Here is a 22363-nt window from a genome sequence, read left to right on the forward strand (position 1 = left end):
TCGTTACCTCCATCTGTTGATGGAAGCATTATACTACATTGGGACATTTTCCTTTGTGGTATATTAGGACATTATCATAAATGGTTCATAATTTTATTCAGCTAAGAAAATTAGTCGTTGTAAAAGTTGTAATACTCATTTATAATGGAAAGAAGATTCAAGGTTATTGTTTACCGGAGATTTTCCAGTGTGAACAGTAACGATTCCAATGAGAATTTATAGGGAAAAACAGGAGGAAAACCTTGAAGAAAGAATTAGTTATTGTAATTGATTTTGGTGGTCAGTACAATCAGCTGGTTGCAAGACGTGTCAGAGAATGTAATGTATATTGTGAAATCTATTCTTACAAGACCGATCTTGAGAAGATCAAAGCCATGAATCCAAAGGGAATCATTCTTACCGGTGGACCGAACAGTTGTTACGAAGCTGATTCACCGACTTACCAGAAAGAATTATTCGAACTTGGTATTCCGGTGCTTGGGCTTTGCTACGGTGCACAGCTTATGATGCATGTTCTCGGCGGTAAAGTTGAGAAAGCAGATGTAAGTGAATACGGCAAAACAGAGTTGCTGGTTGACAAAAAAGATTCTAGAATTTTTGAAGGAGTATCAGAGAAAACAATTGTCTGGATGAGCCATACAGACTATATCTCCCAAGCAGCACCAGGATTTGAGATTTCTGCACATACAGCAGACTGTCCAGTGGCTACAGCCGAGAATGCGGAGAAGAAACTGTATGCGATCCAGTTTCATCCGGAAGTTCTCCATACAGTAGAAGGAAAGAAGATGTTATCCAATTTCGTACTTGGTGTATGCGAATGTGCCGGAGACTGGAAGATGGATGCATTTGTTGAGCATACAATTAAAGAAATCCGTGAGAAAGTGGGCGACGGCAAAGTCCTTCTGGCACTGTCTGGCGGTGTTGATTCTTCTGTAGCAGCAGGACTTCTTTCCAGAGCTATTGGCAAGCAGCTGACATGTGTGTTTGTAGATCATGGCCTTCTTCGTAAAGACGAGGGCGATGAGGTTGAGGGTGTATTTGGTCCTAATGGACAGTTTGACCTGAATTTTATCCGTGTGAATGCACAGCAGAGATATTATGATAAACTTGCGGGAGTTACTGAGCCGGAAGCGAAGCGTAAGATCATTGGTGAGGAATTTATCCGTATCTTTGAAGAAGAGGCTAAGAAGATCGGTGCTGTTGATTTTCTTGCACAGGGAACCATCTATCCAGATGTGGTAGAGAGTGGTCTTGGCGGAGAGTCTGCAGTGATCAAGTCTCATCACAATGTAGGCGGACTTCCTGATTTCGTAGACTTCAAGGAGATTATTGAGCCGCTTCGTGACCTCTTCAAAGATGAAGTCCGCAAAGCAGGACTGGAGCTTGGAATTCCAGAGAAGCTGGTATTCCGTCAGCCATTTCCGGGACCGGGACTTGGAATCCGTATTATCGGCGAAGTTACTGAAGAGAAAGTTCGCATTGTGCAGGATGCTGATTTCATTTACCGTGAAGAAATTGATAAGGCAGCAGAAGCTTATAAAGTTGAGAATGGCAAAGAACCATCCTGGATGCCGAACCAGTACTTTGCAGCTCTTACCAATATGCGAAGCGTAGGCGTTATGGGCGATTTCAGAACATACGATTATGCAGTGGCACTGCGAGCAGTGAAGACGATTGACTTTATGACAGCAGAGTCCGCAGAGATTCCGTATGAAGTACTGAACAGGGTTATGAATCGTGTTATTAATGAAGTTAAGGGAGTTAACCGCGTATTCTACGATCTGACCAGTAAGCCACCGGGAACGATTGAGTTTGAATAGTGTGAAAATTGCGGGAAGCCTTATAAATTAAGGCTTCTCGTTTTATGTGCTTGCAAAATGCTTGCAGTTTATTTTGAGTCTGTTTATCTGATTCTTTCACCATTAAAAAGTAATGGAAATGAATCAAAGAAATCAATAAGTTCTACAAGCTTTGCTTTATTATGCGTATCTATACTTACAAGCGATGGTATTTGATTGAAGTTGTTAATATAACTATTTAAATCGTTATTATATTGCTGAAGAAAAATTGCAAGGAATAAATGCTCGCTTTTTGATAGAGAAGCTGCTCTTGACTTTAAGTCATTTATATCCCTAATTGTTAAATAACCTTCAGAATGATATTCCCAAACTGCATCGAAAGAAAGTAATGGTGTTGAAAAAGTATTTTTCCAAATTGAACGTGCTAACTTATCAAGAGTATATTCATGGTATTTTTTTTCAATGCATGTGTTGTACAAATCAAGAATTTCAATAAAATAGCAAATGTGGTCTTTGTATAATGAGGTAGGTGGATTTTTATTATAGCTTTTAGTGTTGTTTGTGTGTTTGTACATTAATGAGTTTTTGATGTCATCATGAACAATAGAATTACGTAAATCAGATATTTCTCTAATTTTATATTCATTCAGAGATAAATCTAAATCCTGTATGGAGATAAAAAAATGTATATATTCATAAAGTGACTTGCATGAGTATTTTCGTATGTTTTGATCTATTATGGTATCTATTATATCGCTTGATCTTGATGATGTAAGAAATAAATCCTTATTGACAGAGATATTCTTGTCAATCTTATGAGGAAAAGCTTTTATATAATATCTAGTAATTTCTGTAATGGTACTTTCAAATAAAGAATAAGCATAAATAAAATATGGTTTTGCTGTAGCGCTAGTGATAGATTTGGTAATCTCGTTAAGAGCAGTATTCGCATTTAATATCGCATTAGAAACATCATCATATATAAAATTATTTATCATGTCGGACCTCCTAGTATTTATGCATTTTAATATAATTTTAGAAATTAAGTGTTATATATTTATTTTTCTTTAAGGTATTTTGTTTTTAATTTTAATATTATATATTTTATATACTGTTCCATAAAGAGATAATCGGGTTTACCATTATCGTTGATTGGAAGCATTACCTTCTCACGTTTTATACTTTCTTTATTTCCCATTTTTCCATAAGAATATTTTGAACAAGTTTGCCTTAACATTCTTGCTATAAATAGACCTGAAAATCTGTTCATATTAGAATTGTATAATATCAGAATAGAAGAGCCAGCACCACCTCTGCCAAGAAAAGCAGTTTCTTGATAAAAAGTACTGCCATCAACAGGGCTAATTGTAATACAGTTCCCTTCATCCAGAATCTCTTCCTTTTTTGGCATACAGCACTTAGTAAGACCATTGTTTGTATTACCGGATGCAATAAATGGAATTGAACCAAACTGGTATTGTTTTTCAGAACGAGCTTGTGGTCTTCTTACGGTAAATAAATCACCAACAAAAAATGTGTTCCATTTCTTTTGTTCTAGAGAAAGAGGTGTTTTTTCTTCTTGTAAATCATTGTCAATAAAAGATATGTAGTTTTGCGTGATCTTTTGTTCTCGTTCTTTGATGTACTGTTCCATAAAATCATAATCAGGAGTGCCACTATTGGTAACGGGCAGCAATATCATTTGTTTTTGCATTCTTTGTTCGTTAAATTTATAGCCATAAGCATATTTGCATTTTTGTTGTAAAATTACAGTTTTGAAAAACAAATAGTGATATTTTGTTCCTGATATAGCTTTTAGTTTAAAACGTTTAACATCATCTGAAAATAAGCACGAATACGGATGATAAAAGCTCTCGACTACGCTGCCATTATAGTTTACACCTAAAACATTTCTATCCTCAGATATATTAGAATTTGATACAAAGGCAGTTACTCCGTTATTCGAATCTGTTGCGCCAATAAAAGGTTTATTTCCATCAATCATATTAGTTTTAGTTAAGCGTTTACCTGGATTGATGAAAAAAATATCTTTAATATAAAATTCTTTCCAGTCTCTGTCGTGTAAATTAAGCATTTTCAGCATCACCTCTTTGTTCAAATAGATAGCCTTTACCATGAGTAATCATGTTGAATTCAAAAGTTAAATAATCTCCAATACTGTTCATAAAGTCTTCTTCTGTTGGTATTTCATCATTATAGTAATAAAATGAGTGTATCCACTCATCTGTATTTTCAACAGTTGTTTCAACCATAAAACTTGATGGAAAATCTGTTATTTTTCCATGCCAGCAATCAAGCAAATATTGTCGTTTGTCTTTCGCACGCTCAGTTTCCACAAGACCTAAATGTTTCTTTACTTCATATCCATCATCTTCAAAATTAATAAATTTTGCTTTTTTTTCAGTTGGATGTGGTATTCCTGTAGTAAATACTGCAATACATGGTACTGTTCCTACTCGATAAAATGTATCTTTGTTCAGACTAATAACACCTTCTAAAGTATGGTTCTTTAATATTTCTTTTTTGATTGCTTTGTCATCTTTGGTTTTTCCAATCATTGCAGATACAGGAACAATGACTGCAGCACGACCGCCTTCTGTTATAGAATTTAATAGATGACGAATAAAGCATAATTCTGATAAATTTGCAGTGTCTTTGTTTTTGGCTTGTGAATAAGGAGGGTTCATAAAACCAACAGTTATACCGCCTCCTCTTAACTGGAGTTCTCCTGGGTCTTGAGCAAGGAAATCTTCACAGATTAAATTACTTTGACCATCACCACGTAGGATCATGTTTGTAGTGGCAATGGAAAACATATCATCACGAATTTCAATACCATGTATTTGATGTTGCTTTATGTGTAATCGTTTCGAAGGATTTTTTGTTTCTTTTAACATTTTATGCATTCCAGAAATTAAAAAACCACCCGTGCCACAACATGGATCTAAAATAACATCGGTAGGTTTTAAATCTACTAATTCACAAAATAGGTCGGTAATATGGCTAGGGGTAAGAACTACTCCTAGAGATTGGCCATCCCCACCAGAGTATGAAACAAATTCCCCATAAAATCGGCCTAAATAATCTTCATTTGAGTTTGATATCAGAGCTTTGAATATGTTTTCATTAATGTATTCTGCAAAAAATTTTAAGGGTGTCTTATTGCCTAAGTCTTCTCGTTTAGTATTTAATTGAGGTCTGTCCTTTATCAAAGTAAATTGGTTAAGTACCCGAGCTTTTTTTACTTCAGGAGCAACCTTTGCACGTTGTAGGTTCGTTTCTAAATATTGATATAGAATTGCTCCATCAGTGTTACTTTCTAAGAAGTCACCTTTTAACATATCAAGGCGAAAACTATATTTCTGTTCACGCAATGCAAGAAGAATTGCGGATACAACAAGCGGTTTTTCGTCTTCGCCCAAACCTCCATAATTACGTAGATATTCATGGAGTTCCTTTGCTTTCTTAAGAATATCGGCAAGTTCTATATCCTCTGGTGGAGTTTCTTTTAATACAATTCTTTTGTAATATTCTAAAATATGGTTTGCAGAAAAATTTTCAAAAGTTTCTACTTCTGGTAGCCATGTATAGCCGTTAGTGTCAACAAATAATGGTTGAATGATATGATGTTTGCGGTCTCCAGCATTACCAAACGCAAATATTTTATCATATGTAGTGTTTTGTAAAATATGTTTGGCATAATGTAAGGCGCCATTTACGGCATAATGTTTTGTGGCCTGTACTGTCAAGGAAATAGTAGTGCCATCATCCTCAAAGGCACACAAGTTTGATCTGTCAGCTTTATCCTCCATGACAAGAACAAAATCATTGACAACTGCGCAATATTCAGGAAATCCGACATTGCCTGTTTTATGTTTTGAAGCTGATTTTAGAGCATTATTAATTTCAATGATGTTGCTACCTTGTGTATCTGCTTGTATGCCAGCTTCGACAAGTAAATCGTGTATATATAAATCAAAGTTAGCTTCTTTTTTTGCCATTGGTGTTACTCCTTTTTATTTAGTATAGTTATTTATGCATATTCTTTTATTGGTACATTGAATATCTGCAATGTATCCTCAATTTCAGCCTCATACATAGGTGATTTCTTTTCTTCTAAGTGACGTATATGTGCATGGAACAGTGCTATAAGCTGAATGTTATCGGAATATAGTAGTATATTCATATTGCCATTTACAGGAACTGGCGATTCATGTATTTCAATTCCAATCTCTTTCATATCATACCAGCATTGTCTAAATCCCGTATATAGTTTCTTGATTTCATCTGAACTGTTCATAATGTAATCTAATTCAATATAAAAAGCGGCGCTTCGTTTGCCAATAATTTCATCCACGGATATAGTGAATTTGACTCCTGCATCTTCCAACGCAAGCAAGCTGCGATAGAACTCTGAGAAGCGAGTAATCGGTTGCCTGCCAGAAGGTAGCAGAGAAGAGGCATCTTCATTAAATTTCTGAACCAATGCAAAATTGCTGGTAATCTCTTCGGCAAAATTATATGGATATCTTGCCTTCCAACGGATATAATCGTTTTTCTTATCTGCAATGGTACTATTTGAGTCATTGATATCCGGTTGTAATTCGTCTCTTTTTTTTACCCATGCCGCAAGTCCCTCAATAATCCAGTTAGCACTCGAATATTCTCCCTTTGAAAAGGCTAATTGATAATTATCACCGACTTTTTCAAAGTGTAATCCATAGATATCCTCCAATTCAAAAAGTACATGCATTACACTGATGGGATCATCAAAATCCGGTTCAGCGAGTGTAGAAGGATTAACATCAAGAGCGTCTGCAATCTCAAACAGCTTTCCATCCTTTGGCTTTCTTACATCATTTTCATACTGGCGTATGCGGTCTCCGGTCAGTTTGACCATTGAGCCAAGCTGTGCCTGTGTCAGACCTTTTAGTGTCCGATATTTTCTAATTTTATCTCCAAGAGTCATATAAAAATCTCCTTTACGATAAGTGTTTTCTTGTTTAATAGCATTATTGTACCACGAACAAACAAAAAAGTGAACAGAAAAGTTAATATCAAATAAAATAAAAGTACAAAAAAGTACTTGACAAAACAAAATAGATATTATACCATAATTACACAAGTACAAAAATGTACGCGTTAAATAATCGAAAATGTTTTCATAAGACATTGAAGTGAAGAAAGGGGGAATCAGCCTATGAATAAAAATATGTATGTAGACGTTACAGAAGTCTGTGATGATTGGGGCGTCAGCCGAGCACAAGGCTATAAGATTATTAAGCAGCTCAATGATCGCATGCTTGCTATCAATCCGAATCTTATCGTTTTGTCTGGCAAGGCAAACCGAAAGTTTTACGAGGAAAACTGTTATGGCATGGTAAAACAAGCATTAAAAAGACCTTTCTCCGGCAAGAGAAAGGTCAATAACACATGGAAGACTAAATGAATATCTGCATGAGATTGACGAGGAATGTTATGAGATGCGGGACAGACTTGTGGAACAGATGGAGGAAAAGCAAGGCGTGACAGAGAAATTGAAAGCAGAGAATCAGATGATGTGGGTGGGGAAGATGAATAACATTATTGCTTGTGCGGAGGAGATTGTGGTGAGGAAGGTGGTGTATGTGTGATGTAGAGGGCGGCTGGGAGGCTGTCCTTTTTGCTATGTTAAGTTTAATTAATCTCTAAATTATATTTTTTGTGAAAAAAAGTTGCATAAAAAATAATTAATGATATAATAATGATAAGTAAAGAAGAAAAGTGACTTGGAGGAATGAGCTATGATTATAGAGATAAGAGCAAAAAACTGTTATGCATTTGAGGATGACATTACATTTTCGATGAAAGCAGATATGCGAAATAAAAAATTTGGAGCAAACGTTCATCAGGAGAATAATTTTAATGTGCTTAAAACTGTAGGAATATATGGACCAAACAATGCAGGAAAAACATGTCTAATCAAGTGCATTAGGGCAATAAGAAATGTACTTTTAAATAAGAAGAATGGACTGATAACAAATATATTTACTGATAGTGATGTATGCGAGTTAGGTGTTACATTTATGGCATCTGGAAGAAAGTTTTCTTATGATTTTAAATATGATGCAGAAAAAGAAGAATATATATATGAATCATTTTCTGAGATATTCAAAGATCAATATAACAATGAAAAAGAAGTTTGCTGGTTGAAAAAGGATACCATTAGCGAAATATATGAATGTATTGATGAAACTGTGCAGGCTATGATGTCGGTAGTATCTAAAAATAATTTGCTATGCTATGTAGTAGATACAAGTAAATTTGAACATGTCAACGAGATGAAGCAGATTCTTGTCGGATTTGCAGAAAAAATTGATGTCATCAATACGAATAACATACCTATGCAACACACAATTGAACTCATGAAAAATAAGAATCAGTTACAGCAAAAGGTTGTTGAGTTTATAAAAAATGCAGACCTGTATATGGATAACTTTGAATATGTGGATATGGATAAGATACAACTGAAAACTGGTGAAGGGGATGAAAAGCCAGATGAGAAAGTGCTTGATATTCCGGAGAATATTATGGATCAGATTAGGTTAGTTTCCACATATAAAGGTGTTCATGTACCAAGTATGATGTTTGATTCCACAGGAACAAAGAAGATTGCAGCTATTGCAAGTTATGTAATTGAAGCACTTGAACAGGGCAGAATATTAGTGGTGGATGAGTTGGATAGCAGTATTCATTTTAAGCTTACAAGGGCGATTGTTGCGATGTTTAATAATGAATTAAATACAAGTGCACAGATGATATTTACAGTTCATGATATAAATCTCATGGACTGCAAGAGAATGTTCCGGAAGGAGCAGATTTGGTTTGTGCATAAAGATGAGGAAGGTGTATTTGTATATTCACTTGCTGATTTTACTGCGCAGCAGGGAGTGAGGGATACGACGGATGTTATGGAAAAATATAGAAAAGGTGCACTTGGTGCTTTACCTGATCCTGAATTGATTAACTCTTTGCTTAGTATTAAAGGTAATGTAAAGGGGGATGATGCCGATGCCAAATAAACTCCCTAAGTTTTTGGATAATCACAAAATCTGTATTATCTGTGAAGGCAATGAGGAATATGAGTATCTAAAACGATTAAAAATTTTAAAAGTATGGAATGAGCAATATGATATTTCATTGGTAAATGCTGGTGGAAATGGAAATATCCCAGCGAGGTATCAGGACTGATATCAAAATGGAGCAGATGAACTTGTGCTTGTGTTCTGTGATACAGAAAAGAAACCTCACGAGCAATATGAGGACATTAAGCGTAAGATTAATGTATTTCATGGCGTGAATACTGCTGCAGATGCAGTGATTATATTTGGTAATCCTTGCACAATGCAGATTATATCTAAGCATTGGACAGATGAAAATTTGAAATCTCCGGCTAAACCGGTAAATGCTCCTTTGATTAAAAAATATACCGGAGTTGAAAATTACAAAGGAAGAGCAGACCAGATTGAAGAGGTTATGGAATACGTTACTGTGGAGAATTATAAAGATATGAGTCGACGAGTGAAAGATTTGGATTCGGATGATTCTGTTACTGGTAGCAGTAATTTTGGAAAGTTTATAAAGCTGTTTGAGAGTGATGACAGTAGGTGGATTGAGAAGATTAATATGCAAATAGAGGAGTAGGATTTATATGAGAAAGACGGAATTAAGACAACAGGATATATTAAAATTGATTGAAGGGTTGGATATATCACCGACTATGTATAAAAATGCAACGGATAAATACAAGGCTGTTGGTACATATTTACAGGAGCAAGGGGTAGAATGTGATATTTTCCCACAAGGTTCTTTTAGCTTAGGTACAGTAGTTCGTCCATATAGGGAATCTAAAGAAGCGGATTATGATTTGGATTTTATTTGTTGTCTTGGAAAGTTAAAGGAAAAAACAACTGCTAAATATGTGAAAAATATCATAAAAGAAACTATTTGTAAATCGGAAGTATATAAAGAAAAATTACAGAATAGAGAGTGGGATAAATGTTGGACTTTGGAATATGCTGAAGTTAATGGTATAGGATTTAATATTGACATTGTACCGGGTGTTTCTGAATCAAATGATGTTGTTCAATCAATGATAAATCTTGGGGTATCTCGAGAAAACGCTGAACTTGCGGTTGCGATTACAGATAAAAGAGGAGAGAACTATTATTGGTTCACAAGTAATCCGAGAGCATATAAAAATTGGTTTGAAACAATAAATAAGCCTTTTTTGGATTTTAATCGGGAAAATAGGAAAAAGATTCTTTTGGAAAAGAATAGAACAATTTATAATAGTATTGAAGAAATACCAGAAGGTTTAGAACGTTCATCATTGCAACGCGTTATACAGATTTTGAAGCATCATAGAGATGTATATTATTGTAGAATTAAAAAAGAAAATTTAAAACCAACTTCTGCTATAATTACTACAATTTGTGCAGAAATTGCATATGGTATGAATCCATCAATGAATGTGTTTGAATTACTGCAAGCAATTGCCAATGATTTTGAGATTTATTCTTATAATCAAACATTGCAAGAAGAAGAGTTCTCTAGGCAATATATAGATAAAAATATTATTCGTAAACGTAAAGGTATATGGTATATTATAAATCCTGTCAATCCAAAGGATAATTTGGCTGATTCATGGAATGATAACCCGGAAAAGGCACAAATATTCTTTAAATGGGTAAAAGCAATGAAAAAAGATTGTCTAGATTCAATGAATCTTGAAGACAATGATTTTGTAGCATTGTTAGAAAATAATTTTGGAAGAGACTATGTGAAGAAGAATGTAAAATTGGAAGACTATGATAGTGTGGTGCCAAATGTCATTATTAATACACCTAAACCATGGGGAAAGTAGCCTATGAAAATTGATAATCGTGATATTGTAACCATGAGAGAAAAGTATCCTACGCTTAAAATTATTGAACATGAAAAAGAATATATTTTTACAGGAGAATTTGACCTGGATCATATTTATAATGATGTTCGGCTGACTGGAAAATTTAATTTGGAAATTACAGTTTTAGGTGATAGTTCTTTGCAAATACCAGTAGTAAAAGAGGTATCAAATAGGATTGATAAAAATTATCCTCATCGGTACGATGATGGGCAGTTGTGTTTGGCTTCTGATTTTGAGCTAAAGATGTATTTTTCACAAAATACAGATATAAGTAGCTTTGTTGATATGTATATAGTACCTTACTTATATACATATCGCTATTATGAAGAATATGGTATATATCCGTTTGGAGAGAGATCGCATGGTATTATGGGCGATTTGGAATATATAAAGGAATTATTTAATGTTAAAGAATGGGGACAAGTCTTTGATATTATGCATTTTATAGCGAATTTTTCATATAGAGGTCACTTGTTATGCCCTTGTGGAAGTGGAAAAAGGTTAAGAAATTGTCATGGGGATATATTAATGAAGGTAATGAATGCAGGTCTTAAGACTGAGTGTAAAGAAATTTTGATAGAATTAAAAAGAATATATGATAGAAAGGGGAACTGATGGATAGTATAGTTAAACAGTTAAAGCAGTTTAAAGCAGACGCAATTTACGAAAAGAAAAAGCATTACAATGCTGCTGAAAGAAAACGTAGATATTATAGAATATTATCTTTTATACAAATATTTTTAAATGCAATTACGGGGACTACTTTGCTTACAGTAGTGTTTGGTAAAGGAAGTAAAATGGCTGAAATAATTGCCCTAATATTGACTATAATAGCAACTATATTGGCGAGTATACAAAAAATATGCGATTATGAAAAACAAGCTCAGGGAAATGCAAAAGCTGCAGATATGTATCTAAGAATTAGTAAAAAGATTAGTCTTACATTAAATTTTATTAAGGATAAATTGTTGTCAGAACAGGATGTTATGAAAAGGGCAGAGGAAATTCAGAGCGAAATGAGCCAAGCGAATGAAATAGGATCACAATTTCCGACTAATCAAGGTGATTATGATAAGGCAAAAAGTGGCATACAAAATGGAGAAGAAAATTATACGGAAGAGGAATTAGATTTATGGGAATAGTTCTTATATATTGAACGTGATTGCAAAATGCTTGCAAAAAGTGTCAAAAAGATAAAGAGAGCATAGAATATTAAGAATAATAATACAAAATATAGCAATATATAATGTGATTAGACACAATATATAGTTGCTGATATTGAGTTCGAATAAAAAAGTGAAATAAACAAAAAAGCGAAATTGGCTGTAGGATAGAATTCCTGCAGCCTCTTTTCGTGCAAAAAATAGTAGCTTTTACAGATTAGGACTGGTCGACTGGACAACGTCTTGGTACAATGTAATCAGTGAAACAATCCGCAGGTATGGTAGTCGGGGACTTTTGCCCCCGACATTATATATAAGTAACCCCATGTATGAAAAGAAGGAGAGGCCTCATGCAGGTATCAGATAAATTAATCAAACCACTGACAGAAGCGAAATATTTAAATGCAGATAATGTAAGCAGATATCGCTGTATTATGCGTATTTTTTTTGAACATTACGAGAAACTGAAATACTGGCTGTACCAGGAAGAGGTTTACGAAGAAATGATAAAGGATCCTTTTTTTGCAGATTACAGACCAGAGCAGTGTCAGCAGGATCTCACAATGTTGACAGAATGGAAGAATCTGAATACGATCCAGGATACGAAAAAGGTGGCATCCATTGAAGAATTTAAGAACAAAAAGTACCGCTATCAGATGACAGAATATAGTGTAGAGATAGAACGTCTGGTGCTTAGACTTGAGAACCTGTTCATTGAAGGTGCATCCTTAGAGCCCACATTATTGGAGCGGATACGAAGAGGTATAGAACGGTTTCCGGAGATGGTGGAAAGAGATAAAAATGAAGTATATACCTGGTGGACAGATCTGAATAATGATTTTGTACGTCTGAATCAGAATTATCAGGACTATATCAGAGATCTGAACAGTGTGCGGGCAGAAGAAATGATGCATACGAAACAGTTTCTGGTGTTTAAAGACCGGTTGATCGAATATCTGCGCAGCTTTATTAAGGGATTACAGAGAAATGTAGGTGTGATAGAAGAAAGCTTATGCATGCAGAAGGAAGAGATGAAAAATCAGGTATTTGAAAAAGTAGTTGATTATGAATTGTCGATACCGCGAATGGATGTGGAAGTATCGAAGGAAATGATCTGGCAGAAAGTAAAGGGCCGTTATCAAAGTATCTATGACTGGTTCGTAGGAAATGAAGGCCAGGAGAATGAAGCGGGAAAGCTTTTTGATGCGACAAATGACATTATTCGCAGGATCACAAGATATGCAGCGCAGTTAAGTGAAAAGAATGCATTGGGGGCTAACCGAAAAGAAGAATACCGCAAAGTGGCAGAATTATTTTTGCAATGCCAGAATATGGAAGAAGCCCACAAAATGTCTGCAATGGTATTTGGCATGGAGTGCCCGCAGCATATTGCCGGAGATCTGGTACGTGAAACGGATAGCATGAATATCGGAGTATACGAAGAACAACCCATGGAAATCAGTTTAAAGCCAAGGATACGTACATACAGGGAGAAATCCAGAAGAAGTGCGATCCGCGAATCAGCAGAGCAAAAGCAGGAAACAAGACGTAAAATGCTGGAAAAACAGAGAGAAGAAATGGAAAAACTGCAGGCGTTGGAAGTGAATGGAAGGATTCATTTTGGAGAATTACCGGTACTGGAACCAAGAATCAGAGAGATCCTTTTGAAATGGCTGTCGGATGCCATGGAATCTGCGGATTTTTCTGCAAGAACGGATGATGGAAGAAGATATATATTAGACAGAAGCCGGGCAGATGAGACCTGTGTTGTGCATTGTCTGGATGGTAATTTTACTATGCCTGATCTGTCAATTGTATTTCAGGAGGAACCGTGATGAAGGAACTGGAGATCCTGTTAAATAAAAGATGGATATTAAAATCCAGAGATAAGGAAACCTATTATAAATTAAGAGATGCCCTTGGAGAACTGCGTAAATTTACTACAGAGAAAATGGGCTGCCAGATCATTGATAATTCACTTCTGATAAAGATGGAGAAGATTCCGGTGATACCGGAAAGCTTTATGGGTATTCAGAAATTTTCCTCAAAAGAAGAATATGCCTATCTCTGTATTCTGCTGATGTTTCTGGAAGACAGAGATGCACAGGAGCAGTTTATCATATCACAGCTGACAGAATATATCACAGCAAATCTGCCTGGGGAAATCTCCGACTGGACATTGTATACGAACAGAAGGAAGCTGATCCGTGTAATGAGATTTGCAGCAGATCAGGGGCTTATTGGAGTTACTGATGGAAAAGACGAGGCATTTATGGACGATGAAGGAGGAGAAGTGCTTTATGAAAATACAGGTGCATCCAGGTATTTTATGAAGAGCTTTTCAAAAGACATTATGGAATATACGAAACCGGAAGATTTTCAGGAAAGTGACTGGTTTGAAGTGGATGAAGACCGAGGCTTTGCAAGAAGGCACAGGGTTTATAAAAGACTGATTTTTGCACCTGGTATGTACAAAGCGGATGGCTCATCGGAGGATTTTGAATATCTGAAATATTACGGACGCAGATTAAGCGAAGAACTGGAGCAGATATTTGACTGTCATGTGCACATTCATAAGGGAAGTGCATATCTGCTATCCGGAGACGACTGCAGGATGGGAACGGTATTTCCCGGCAATAATTCCATATCCGATATTTTGCTTTTGTGTTTTCGTGAAATACGCAAGAAGATTGAGAGTGGCCAATGGAAGACCGGATTGGATGAAATCTGCCTTGTGGATCAGATTGAATTTGAAAATATGATAAAAGAAATGAAACAGGAATATGGAAGTGGATTTTCGAAAAATTATCGCGAGATGCCGGAAGGGGAATTTGTAAAAAGTGTGTTGGATGAGATGGAATTGTGGATGTTTATAAGAAAAGAAGAGACCGCTCATCAGATAAAAATATGTCCGCTTGCCGGAAAAATACAGGGAAGTTATCCGGAGGATTATATGGGAGGAAGAAATGATGAATAGCAGATGGCAGGCAAATAAGATCGGGCTGATTAATTTCTGGTATTATGACGAACAGGAATTCTCATTTGTGAAGGGAAGAATGCTCCTTCGAGGTTCAAACGGATCGGGAAAATCAGTAACCATGCAGAGTGTGGTGCCCCTTCTTCTGGATGGAAATATGAGTCCGGAACGACTGGATCCCTTCGGTTCCAGGGATCGTAAGATGAGCAGTTATCTTCTGGAAGAAGATGACGGACGTGAAGAACGTACTGGCTATCTGTATCTGGAGCTTAAAAGACAAAACAGTGACACATATTTAACGATTGGAATGGGTATCCGCGCAAGAAGAGGAAAGAATCTGGATAAATGGTATTTTAGCCTGACCGATGGAAGACGTATCGGTAAGGATTTCTTTTTGTATAAGGATTCAGGCGAAAAGGTTACACTTTCCAAAAAAGAACTGGAAAACAGAATTGGGGATGGCGGCCGCGTTATCGACAGGCAGGTTGACTATATGGAGTATGTGAACCGCCAGATTTTTGGATTTGAGACAACAGAAGAATATAAGGAAATGATAGATCTTCTGATTCAACTGCGTACACCGAAGCTTTCCAAGGATTTTAAGCCATCTGTAATCAATGATATTTTAAGTGATTCCCTTCAGCCCCTGTCTGATGATGACCTGCGTCCTATGTCAGAAGCCATTGAAAATATGGATACCATGACCATGAATCTGAAAAACAGAAAAGAAGCCAGACAGGCAGCAGAAAAAATCCAGGCAGTATTTTCAAAATATAATCAGAAATTATTATATGAAAAAGCAGAACGCTGTGAACAGGCTGGGCTAAAATTGGAAAATGCAAGGACACAACAAAAAGAACAGGAGAAAAAGCTGTGTGAATGCAGAAAGAAAATTGAAGCTCTGAAAATAGAACATCAGCAGCTGGATGTGAAACGTGAGTCCATGGAGAAAGAGAAAGAATCTCTGAACAAAAGCGACGCGGTAGCATTGAAGCGAAGAGAAGCGGAGCTGATTACGGAATTAAACGGACAACAGAAAAACCTGGGAGAAAAGCAGAGATTTCTGGAGCAGAAGCAGACGCAATATCAGGATGCACAGAATCAGATTAAAACAGAAGAAGACAGGAAATATGAGAAAGAAAAAGAACTGGAAGAGCTTATAGAAGAGATGCAGGATGAGGCTGATGTCATGGCCTTTGAGGAGCATGCTTTTATGAGAGAAGAGCTGGAAAAACATCCGGAAGAACCATACAAATTCAATTTACACCAGCAGCAATTTGATAACACAAAAGAAAAAATTAATGAGGGAACAGAGATACTGGCAGAGACAGATCGCCTGGAAAGACAGAAGGATGATCTGATAAAAGAAAGAGAAAGACGGATTCGTGAACTGAATACGCTTCAGAGAAAAGTGTCAGAACTGGAATCTGTATTTGTGCAGACGCAGAATGAATGGAAAGAAGCATTGTATCAGTGGAATGGTGCAAACCAGGAGTTGATATTAGAAAAAGAATTGTTAAGAGAATTAAGTATATTTGCAGAAGCGTATAAGGAATCCTCGGATTTTGCCGAGGTTCGTCAGAGGATTGCAGATGTATGGATCAAGAAAAATGGAGAAATCGAATCTGAACTTTCCGTAAATGATACAGAGAGCCAAAATACGAAAAAAGAGCTGGAAGAAGTAAGGGCAGATCTGGCTGAATGGGAGAACCAGAAAGAACCACAGCCGGAGCGCTCAGAGGCAGTTATACGTAACCGTAAGAGACTGGATGCTCTTGGAATTCCATATCAGGAATTTTACAAGGTCATAGAATTTGGAGATAATCTGGAAGAAGAAGCCTGTAACCGTCTGGAAGAAGCTTTATTAAAGATGGGAATTCTGGATGCACTGGTAATAGATGAGCAATACAAAGAGCAGGTTCTGAAAACAGAAAAAGGATGTGAAGATCATTATCTGTTTATCTGCAAGAACAGTCAGAAAAATTTGCAGCCAGATAGAAGTCTGTTAGATGTATTGGAACTGAATGAAGAAGTGAATGACATATTTTCCAATCAGCGTCTGACCGGAATTCTCGGAAGCATTGCATATGATAGTGAGAGCTTGTTTACGGTTGCAGAAGATGGAACTTACGGAATGGGAGTGCTTGCCGGAACTGTAACAGGAGAATATGAGGCAGGATTCCTTGGAACAAAGGCCCGTGAAAAACACAGACAGGCAAAGATAGAAGAGTGCAGACAGAGAATCACAGAGTTGGAAACCGCATTACAGCAGCTGGAGGAACTGCATAGAAAGCTGTCTGACAGAAAAGTTATTCTCAGAAAAGAATACGAGAATCTTCCGAAAGACACAGATATGAGAGAAGCACTTCGGATGCTGCAGGCCGAGGAACGAGAGTGCGAACAGCTGAAGCGAGAGAGTGATAAACTGGAATATCAGATCCGTGAACTGGCCGAGATACTGAAAGAAAAGAAAAAGAAAGCACTGGAAATTGCAGAAGCACTATATCTGACCTGTTCTTATGATATATTTAAAGAAGCAAAAAAAGCAGCAGAAGAATATGGAAAGCATTTGATCAGCCTGATTGCTGCACATGAAATGTATCTTAGAAGTCTGATGTATCTGAGAGAGCGAAAAGAACATCTGGAAGATCTGGATGCAGATATGGAACAGATACGGTATGATCTGCAGGAAATTCAAAAAGAAATCAGGAGAAAGACAGAAGAACAGACTTCCATTCAGGAACAATTGCGTCTGACTGATTACGAAGAAATTAAAGAACGGCTTGATGCATGTATTAACTGGCTGCAGGAGTATCCGGAGCAATTACGTGTATGCGTAAGCAGACAGACACATGAAGAAGACGAAGTGGGACAACTGACACTGCGTTTAGACGAAAACAAGAAGAAAATTGAAGAATATGAAAAGAAAACGAAATATTTTTCAGAATGCTATGATATGGAAAAGGCTTTGCATTATGTGGAAATACCAAAAGAGATACCGGAAGATGCCGCACATATCAGAAGTTATCTGGAATCAGATGTAAAAGCGCTGGATAAAGACAGTGTGATCCGCGATCTGAATAAGGTATATTTTGAAAACAGAGGTTTTCTTACAGACTATCATTTAATGCAGAATGAGTTGTTTACGGAAGAAGAACAAACGGAATTTCCTGCAAAACGACTGGACATTTCGGCCAGATATCAAGGCGTAAAGATATCATTTGCCAGTCTTCTTTTGCATCTTGAAGAAGACATTACAGAGCTGGAGAATCTGATCAAAGATGGAGACCGGGAGTTGTTTGAAGACATTCTTGCCAATACGGTAAGCAGAAAAATCCGTGGAAAGATTAACGGTTCCAATACATGGGTACAGAAAATGAATTCCCTGATGAACGGTATGAATACCTCCAGCGGATTAAAGCTTAGCCTTAGATGGCGAAGTAAGACTGCAGAACAGGAAGACCAGCTGGATACGAAAGAACTGGTAGAATTACTGAAGAAAGATTATCGGCTGATGAGTGAAGATGAGGCAGCCAGATTGTCTGCCCATTTCCGTTCCAAAGTGGCAGAGGCACGAAGAAATGCGAAAGACAGTGCGGGAATGATATCCTTCTATCAGATCATGAAGGATACGCTGGATTACCGTAAATGGTTTGAATTCCAGCTGTTTTCCCAGAAAAACGGGGAACGTCAGAAGGAGCTGACAAATAGTGTATTCGGAACCTTCAGTGGCGGAGAAAAGGCAATGTCCATGTATGTACCGCTGTTTTCAGCAGTTGTGGCCAAGTATCAGGGAGGAAGAGAAGATGCACCGAGATTGATATCTCTGGACGAGGCATTTGCCGGAGTAGATAATAAAAATATTCGCGATATGTTCCGTCTGATGACAGAATTCCGGTTTGATTTTATTATTAACTCACAGGTTCTGTGGGGAGATTGTGATACGTTGGACGCATTGGCAATCTATCAGTTAATCCGTCCGGGAAATGCGAAATTTGTAACCGTTATGCCTTATTTATGGAATGGTCACAGGAAAGAATTGTTAGAACACGAGGAAGAAGTAGAACAGAGAGGAATAGAGCTTGGACAGGCAGAAGGAGTATAAATCTGAAAATAAAATGAAAGACTGTCTGGCTTATTTTCACCTGAGCCCGGTCTGGGAGAAGGTTCTGAAAGGCTTCCGGGAGAAATATATTTCTTACGGAAGGTTTGGTGGGAAAGTAATTCTGAAGAATCTGAAACCAACAGATATTGAAGAACTGGAAGGATTTTTTGGAAAATCTTTTCACAGTCAGAAAAGTGTAACGGTGTCCTCAGAAAAATTCAGACAGGCGCTGGAAACAAGCAGATATAAAGAGATAACGCCGGAATGCCTGTTGGAGAATTTTTTTGAAGAGCCACTGCTTGGAAGACAGGAGCAAAAATCCTTACGGGAACAGGAAAAAGAGCGTATATGGGAGATTTTTCAGAGAGACTATGAAGGAACTCCTGTAGAGACAGCCTTAGAATCGTTGCGAAGCATTGTGAAAGACAACGGGAATCAGGAACTGGCCAAATGGGACAAGATGCTGCGGCTTGGAGCAGAAATCTATAACAATCTGCCATATCGCAGCACAAAGATGTACCTTGCCGTATTTGCAGCTATGCGGACAGGCAATCCACATGCGTTTGATATTGGAACAGCGGATGGGAATTTTTTATATCAGATCATACAGATGGATTTGGAAATACGAAGAATTACAGTAGAGACATCTGCAATATTTCCTGCGTATAAGCGTCAGAAAAGTTATCTGCTGGCAGGAATCATGCTGGATGATGTTTCCAATTATACCATGCTGTATCAGGTGCAGGCTGTGAAAAAAGATGGAACTTATCATAAAGGTATGGCAGGTTTTGCGAAAGAACAGCATATTGTACAGGTTCCTCTTGCAGTGCTTACAGAATGGGATGCACTCTATTGTCCCCAAAATGAAATATATATTGTGGAAAATCCTTCGGTTTTTGCCATGCTTTGTGGAAATGAAGAAACAGATCATAAGGAAAAAGCATATATGTGCATGAACGGTCAGCCAAGACTGGCAGGTTTGATGGCATTGGATTTACTTGCAAAATCCGAAACACGGATTTATTATGCAGGAGATCTGGATCCGGAAGGTGTGTTGATCGCACAGAAACTGTCACAGTATTATAAGGGCGAATTTTATTACTGGCATATGGAAGCCGCGGATTACGAAAGATGCAGGTCCAAAGAGGTCATATCACCTAAGCGGCTGAAAATACTGGAACGAATAACGGATGAAAGGTTAAAGCCGGTGGCAGCGCTGATCGGAAAATACAGGACAGCCGGATATCAGGAGATGCTGGCAGAAGATATGCTATAGAAATCAGATGAAGATCTTTTGAATGAAAAGGAGAAGTTATGAAGACACGGAAACGAATTTTGTCAATTGTATTAACAATTGCAACACTGCTTCTGCTTGTACTGGATATTCCTGTGACAGCAGCTGGGACGAAAAAGGTAGACGTTTTGTTTACCCATGATACTCATTCCCATTTGGACAGCTTTTCAACAATTGTAGATGGACAGCAAAAAGAAGTTGGCGGTTTTGCGAAAATAAAAACCCTGATGGATGAAAAGAAGAAAGACAATCCAGATACCCTGGTATTGGATGGCGGAGATTTTTCCATGGGTACACTGATCCAGACCGTATATGATACGGAGGCAGCGGAGCTTCGAATGCTGGGATATCTGGGGTATGATGTGACTACTTTTGGAAATCACGAATACGACTACCGGTCAAAGGGACTGGCAAATATGCTGAAGGCAGCCATAAATTCCGGTGAGACAGTGCCGGAGATCGCAGTGTGCAACGTGGATTGGGACGCTATGGAAAAAGATGGTTTAAATGATGGGCAGAAGCAGATCAAAGAAGCGTTTGAAGCGTACGGCGTGAAAGATTATGTTGTGGTGCAAAAGGGTGATACGAGAATTGCTGTGGTTGGTGTATTTGGAAAAGATGCCCTGGAATGTGCGCCTACATGTGAATTGCTGTTTAAAGATCCGGTAGAGGCGGTAAAGCAGACGGTAGCTGAGATTAAGAAAAATGAGAATGTGGATATGATCGCATGTGTGTCTCACGGCGGAACCTGGGAGGACGAGGATAAGTCAGAGGATGAAATCCTTGCAAAAAAGGTGCCGGATCTGGATCTGATCATCAGTGGACATTCCCATACAGAGCTGAATGAAGCCATTAAGCATGGGAATACATATATTGTATCCTGCGGTGAGTATGGGAGAAACCTTGGATCACTTTCAATGACACAGAAGGAGGACGGGCGTTGGGAAATGACTTCCTATGAGCTGATTCCTGTGTCTGATGAGATCAAGCCGGATCAGGAAACACAGAAACGGATTGATGAATTAATGGATACAGTAGACACCAATTATCTTGCAGATTTTGGGTACACCAGGGATGAAGTTCTGGCTCAGAACGATATTGAATTTAACAGTCTGGAAGAGATGGGAACAAAGCATGAAGAACTGAATCTTGGCGATATTATGTCTGATGCGTATGTATATGCTGTGGAAAATTCAGAGTATTACGATGGGAATCCGGTAGATGTAGCGGTTGTGCCAAGCGGAACGGTCCGTGACACATATACAAAAGGCAATATTACAGTAGAGGATGTTTACAATTCTTTTTCTCTGGGAATTGGAAAAGACGGTGTGGCAGGATATCCTCTTATCAATGCATATCTGACAGGAAAAGAATTGAAGCTGGCAGCAGAAGTAGACGCTTCTGTTTCGGATTTTATGACAACTGCAAGATTGTATTGCAGCGGACTGAATTTTACATATAATCCTCATCGAATGATTCTGAATAAGGTGACGGACTGTTATCTGACCAGAGAAGATGGAGAAAGAATTGAAATTCAGGATGATAAACTGTACCATGTTGTGACTGACTTGTATACAGGACAAATGCTTGGCTCTGTAATGAAAATGTCCTATAGTCTGTTGTCTCTTGAACCAAAGGATAAGAACGGAAATCCAATTGAAAATCTGGAAGATCAGGCAATCATGGAAGATGGCAGGGAATTGAAAGCGTGGGATGCTATTGCAAGATACATGCAGTCTTTTGAAGATACAGACGGGGATGGAATTGCTAATGTACCGGAATATTATGCAGTCACTCATAACCGTAAGGTTGTAGATGACAGCACAAATATTATTGATCTGGTGAAAAATCCCAATAGATTCTCAGTAATGATCGTGCTGATCTGCCTGCTCTTCCTTGTAATTATTATTCTTATTGTAGTCCTGATCCGAAAACTGGTCCGCAAGGCAAAAAAGAAAAGTATGTGATACTATCACAGAAATGGGGGGGAATAAAATCTGATATAATACTATAAACACCATAAAGTTACAAAAGGGGCTGTCAGGAAATAGACAGCC

At 37.5% G+C, this 22363-nt stretch carries 18 protein-coding genes; 14 read left to right on the plus strand and 4 right to left on the minus strand.

Features of this window, described 5'->3' with window-relative positions; translation table 11 throughout:
• Positions 1–242: 242 nt before the first annotated feature.
• A complete protein-coding gene (gene guaA, locus LIZ66_RS05110) occupies positions 243–1820 on the plus strand; it encodes a glutamine-hydrolyzing GMP synthase (RefSeq protein ID WP_118579374.1) in 1578 nt (525 codons plus the stop codon).
• Positions 1821–1903: 83 nt separating this feature from the next.
• Here guaA and LIZ66_RS05115 read toward each other — a convergent pair whose 3' ends face one another.
• From LIZ66_RS05115 to LIZ66_RS05135, 4 genes are read right to left on the minus strand one after another with little or no spacing between them, the layout of a single operon-like run.
• Positions 1904–2797 (minus strand): hypothetical protein, encoded by an 894-nt coding sequence (locus LIZ66_RS05115; protein WP_195409730.1) that lies wholly within the window; start codon positions 2795–2797, stop codon positions 1904–1906.
• 59 nt (positions 2798–2856) lie between these two features.
• Entirely contained in the window at positions 2857–3894 is a 1038-nt protein-coding gene (locus tag LIZ66_RS18645; RefSeq protein ID WP_276530415.1) for a restriction endonuclease subunit S, read from the minus strand.
• Positions 3887–5821, minus strand: a complete 1935-nt coding sequence (locus LIZ66_RS05130) for an HsdM family class I SAM-dependent methyltransferase (protein ID WP_226836561.1) — start codon at positions 5819–5821, stop codon at positions 3887–3889. Before LIZ66_RS05130 ends, LIZ66_RS18645 begins: the two co-directional genes overlap by 8 nt.
• Before the next feature lie 32 nt (positions 5822–5853).
• Positions 5854–6789 (minus strand): helix-turn-helix domain-containing protein, encoded by a 936-nt coding sequence (locus tag LIZ66_RS05135; RefSeq protein WP_195409732.1) that lies wholly within the window; start codon positions 6787–6789, stop codon positions 5854–5856.
• Positions 6790–7020: 231 nt separating this feature from the next.
• Between LIZ66_RS05135 and LIZ66_RS05140 the strand changes: the two genes are divergently transcribed.
• From LIZ66_RS05140 to LIZ66_RS05200, 13 genes are all read left to right on the plus strand, one after another.
• Entirely contained in the window at positions 7021–7269 is a 249-nt protein-coding gene (locus LIZ66_RS05140; RefSeq protein ID WP_195409733.1) for a hypothetical protein, read from the plus strand.
• A gap of 34 nt (positions 7270–7303) precedes the next feature.
• On the plus strand, positions 7304–7453 hold the full coding sequence (locus tag LIZ66_RS05145; protein WP_237963645.1) for a TnpV protein: 150 nt from the start codon (positions 7304–7306) through the stop codon (positions 7451–7453).
• A gap of 150 nt (positions 7454–7603) precedes the next feature.
• Positions 7604–8881: an AAA family ATPase gene (locus LIZ66_RS05150; RefSeq protein WP_195409734.1), complete on the plus strand. Its 1278-nt coding sequence runs from the start codon at positions 7604–7606 to the stop codon at positions 8879–8881.
• Complete coding sequence (locus LIZ66_RS05155; protein ID WP_226836562.1) at positions 8871–9050, plus strand: hypothetical protein; 180 nt, start codon at positions 8871–8873, stop codon at positions 9048–9050. The genes LIZ66_RS05150 and LIZ66_RS05155 overlap by 11 nt, the downstream gene beginning before the upstream one ends.
• A gap of 30 nt (positions 9051–9080) precedes the next feature.
• Entirely contained in the window at positions 9081–9503 is a 423-nt protein-coding gene (locus tag LIZ66_RS05160) for a hypothetical protein (protein WP_226836563.1), read from the plus strand.
• Between the two features lie 7 nt (positions 9504–9510).
• Positions 9511–10725, plus strand: a complete 1215-nt coding sequence (locus tag LIZ66_RS05165) for a nucleotidyltransferase domain-containing protein (RefSeq protein WP_195409735.1) — start codon at positions 9511–9513, stop codon at positions 10723–10725.
• A gap of 3 nt (positions 10726–10728) precedes the next feature.
• Positions 10729–11382: a YecA family protein gene (locus tag LIZ66_RS05170; protein WP_195409736.1), complete on the plus strand. Its 654-nt coding sequence runs from the start codon at positions 10729–10731 to the stop codon at positions 11380–11382.
• Entirely contained in the window at positions 11382–11909 is a 528-nt protein-coding gene (locus LIZ66_RS05175; RefSeq protein WP_195409737.1) for an SLATT domain-containing protein, read from the plus strand. The genes LIZ66_RS05170 and LIZ66_RS05175 overlap by 1 nt, the downstream gene beginning before the upstream one ends.
• A gap of 371 nt (positions 11910–12280) precedes the next feature.
• On the plus strand, positions 12281–13765 hold the full coding sequence (locus LIZ66_RS05180; protein ID WP_173718447.1) for a TIGR02677 family protein: 1485 nt from the start codon (positions 12281–12283) through the stop codon (positions 13763–13765).
• Positions 13765–14907, plus strand: a complete 1143-nt coding sequence (locus tag LIZ66_RS05185) for a TIGR02678 family protein (protein WP_173718446.1) — start codon at positions 13765–13767, stop codon at positions 14905–14907. Before LIZ66_RS05180 ends, LIZ66_RS05185 begins: the two co-directional genes overlap by 1 nt.
• The gene (locus tag LIZ66_RS05190) at positions 14900–19012 is read left to right on the plus strand and encodes a TIGR02680 family protein (RefSeq protein ID WP_408611503.1); all 4113 of its coding nucleotides are present in this window, start codon (positions 14900–14902) and stop codon (positions 19010–19012) included. The genes LIZ66_RS05185 and LIZ66_RS05190 overlap by 8 nt, the downstream gene beginning before the upstream one ends.
• Entirely contained in the window at positions 18990–20288 is a 1299-nt protein-coding gene (locus tag LIZ66_RS05195) for a DUF2399 domain-containing protein (RefSeq protein ID WP_173718445.1), read from the plus strand. Before LIZ66_RS05190 ends, LIZ66_RS05195 begins: the two co-directional genes overlap by 23 nt.
• A 38-nt stretch (positions 20289–20326) precedes the next feature.
• Positions 20327–22273 carry a bifunctional metallophosphatase/5'-nucleotidase gene (locus LIZ66_RS05200; RefSeq protein ID WP_173718444.1) on the plus strand — a complete coding sequence of 649 codons (1947 nt, stop codon included), beginning with the start codon at positions 20327–20329 and terminating at the stop codon, positions 22271–22273.
• Positions 22274–22363 lie beyond the last annotated feature (90 nt).

This window comes from Blautia faecis, assembly GCF_020554845.1.
Taxonomy (GTDB): domain Bacteria; phylum Bacillota; class Clostridia; order Lachnospirales; family Lachnospiraceae; genus Blautia_A; species Blautia_A faecis.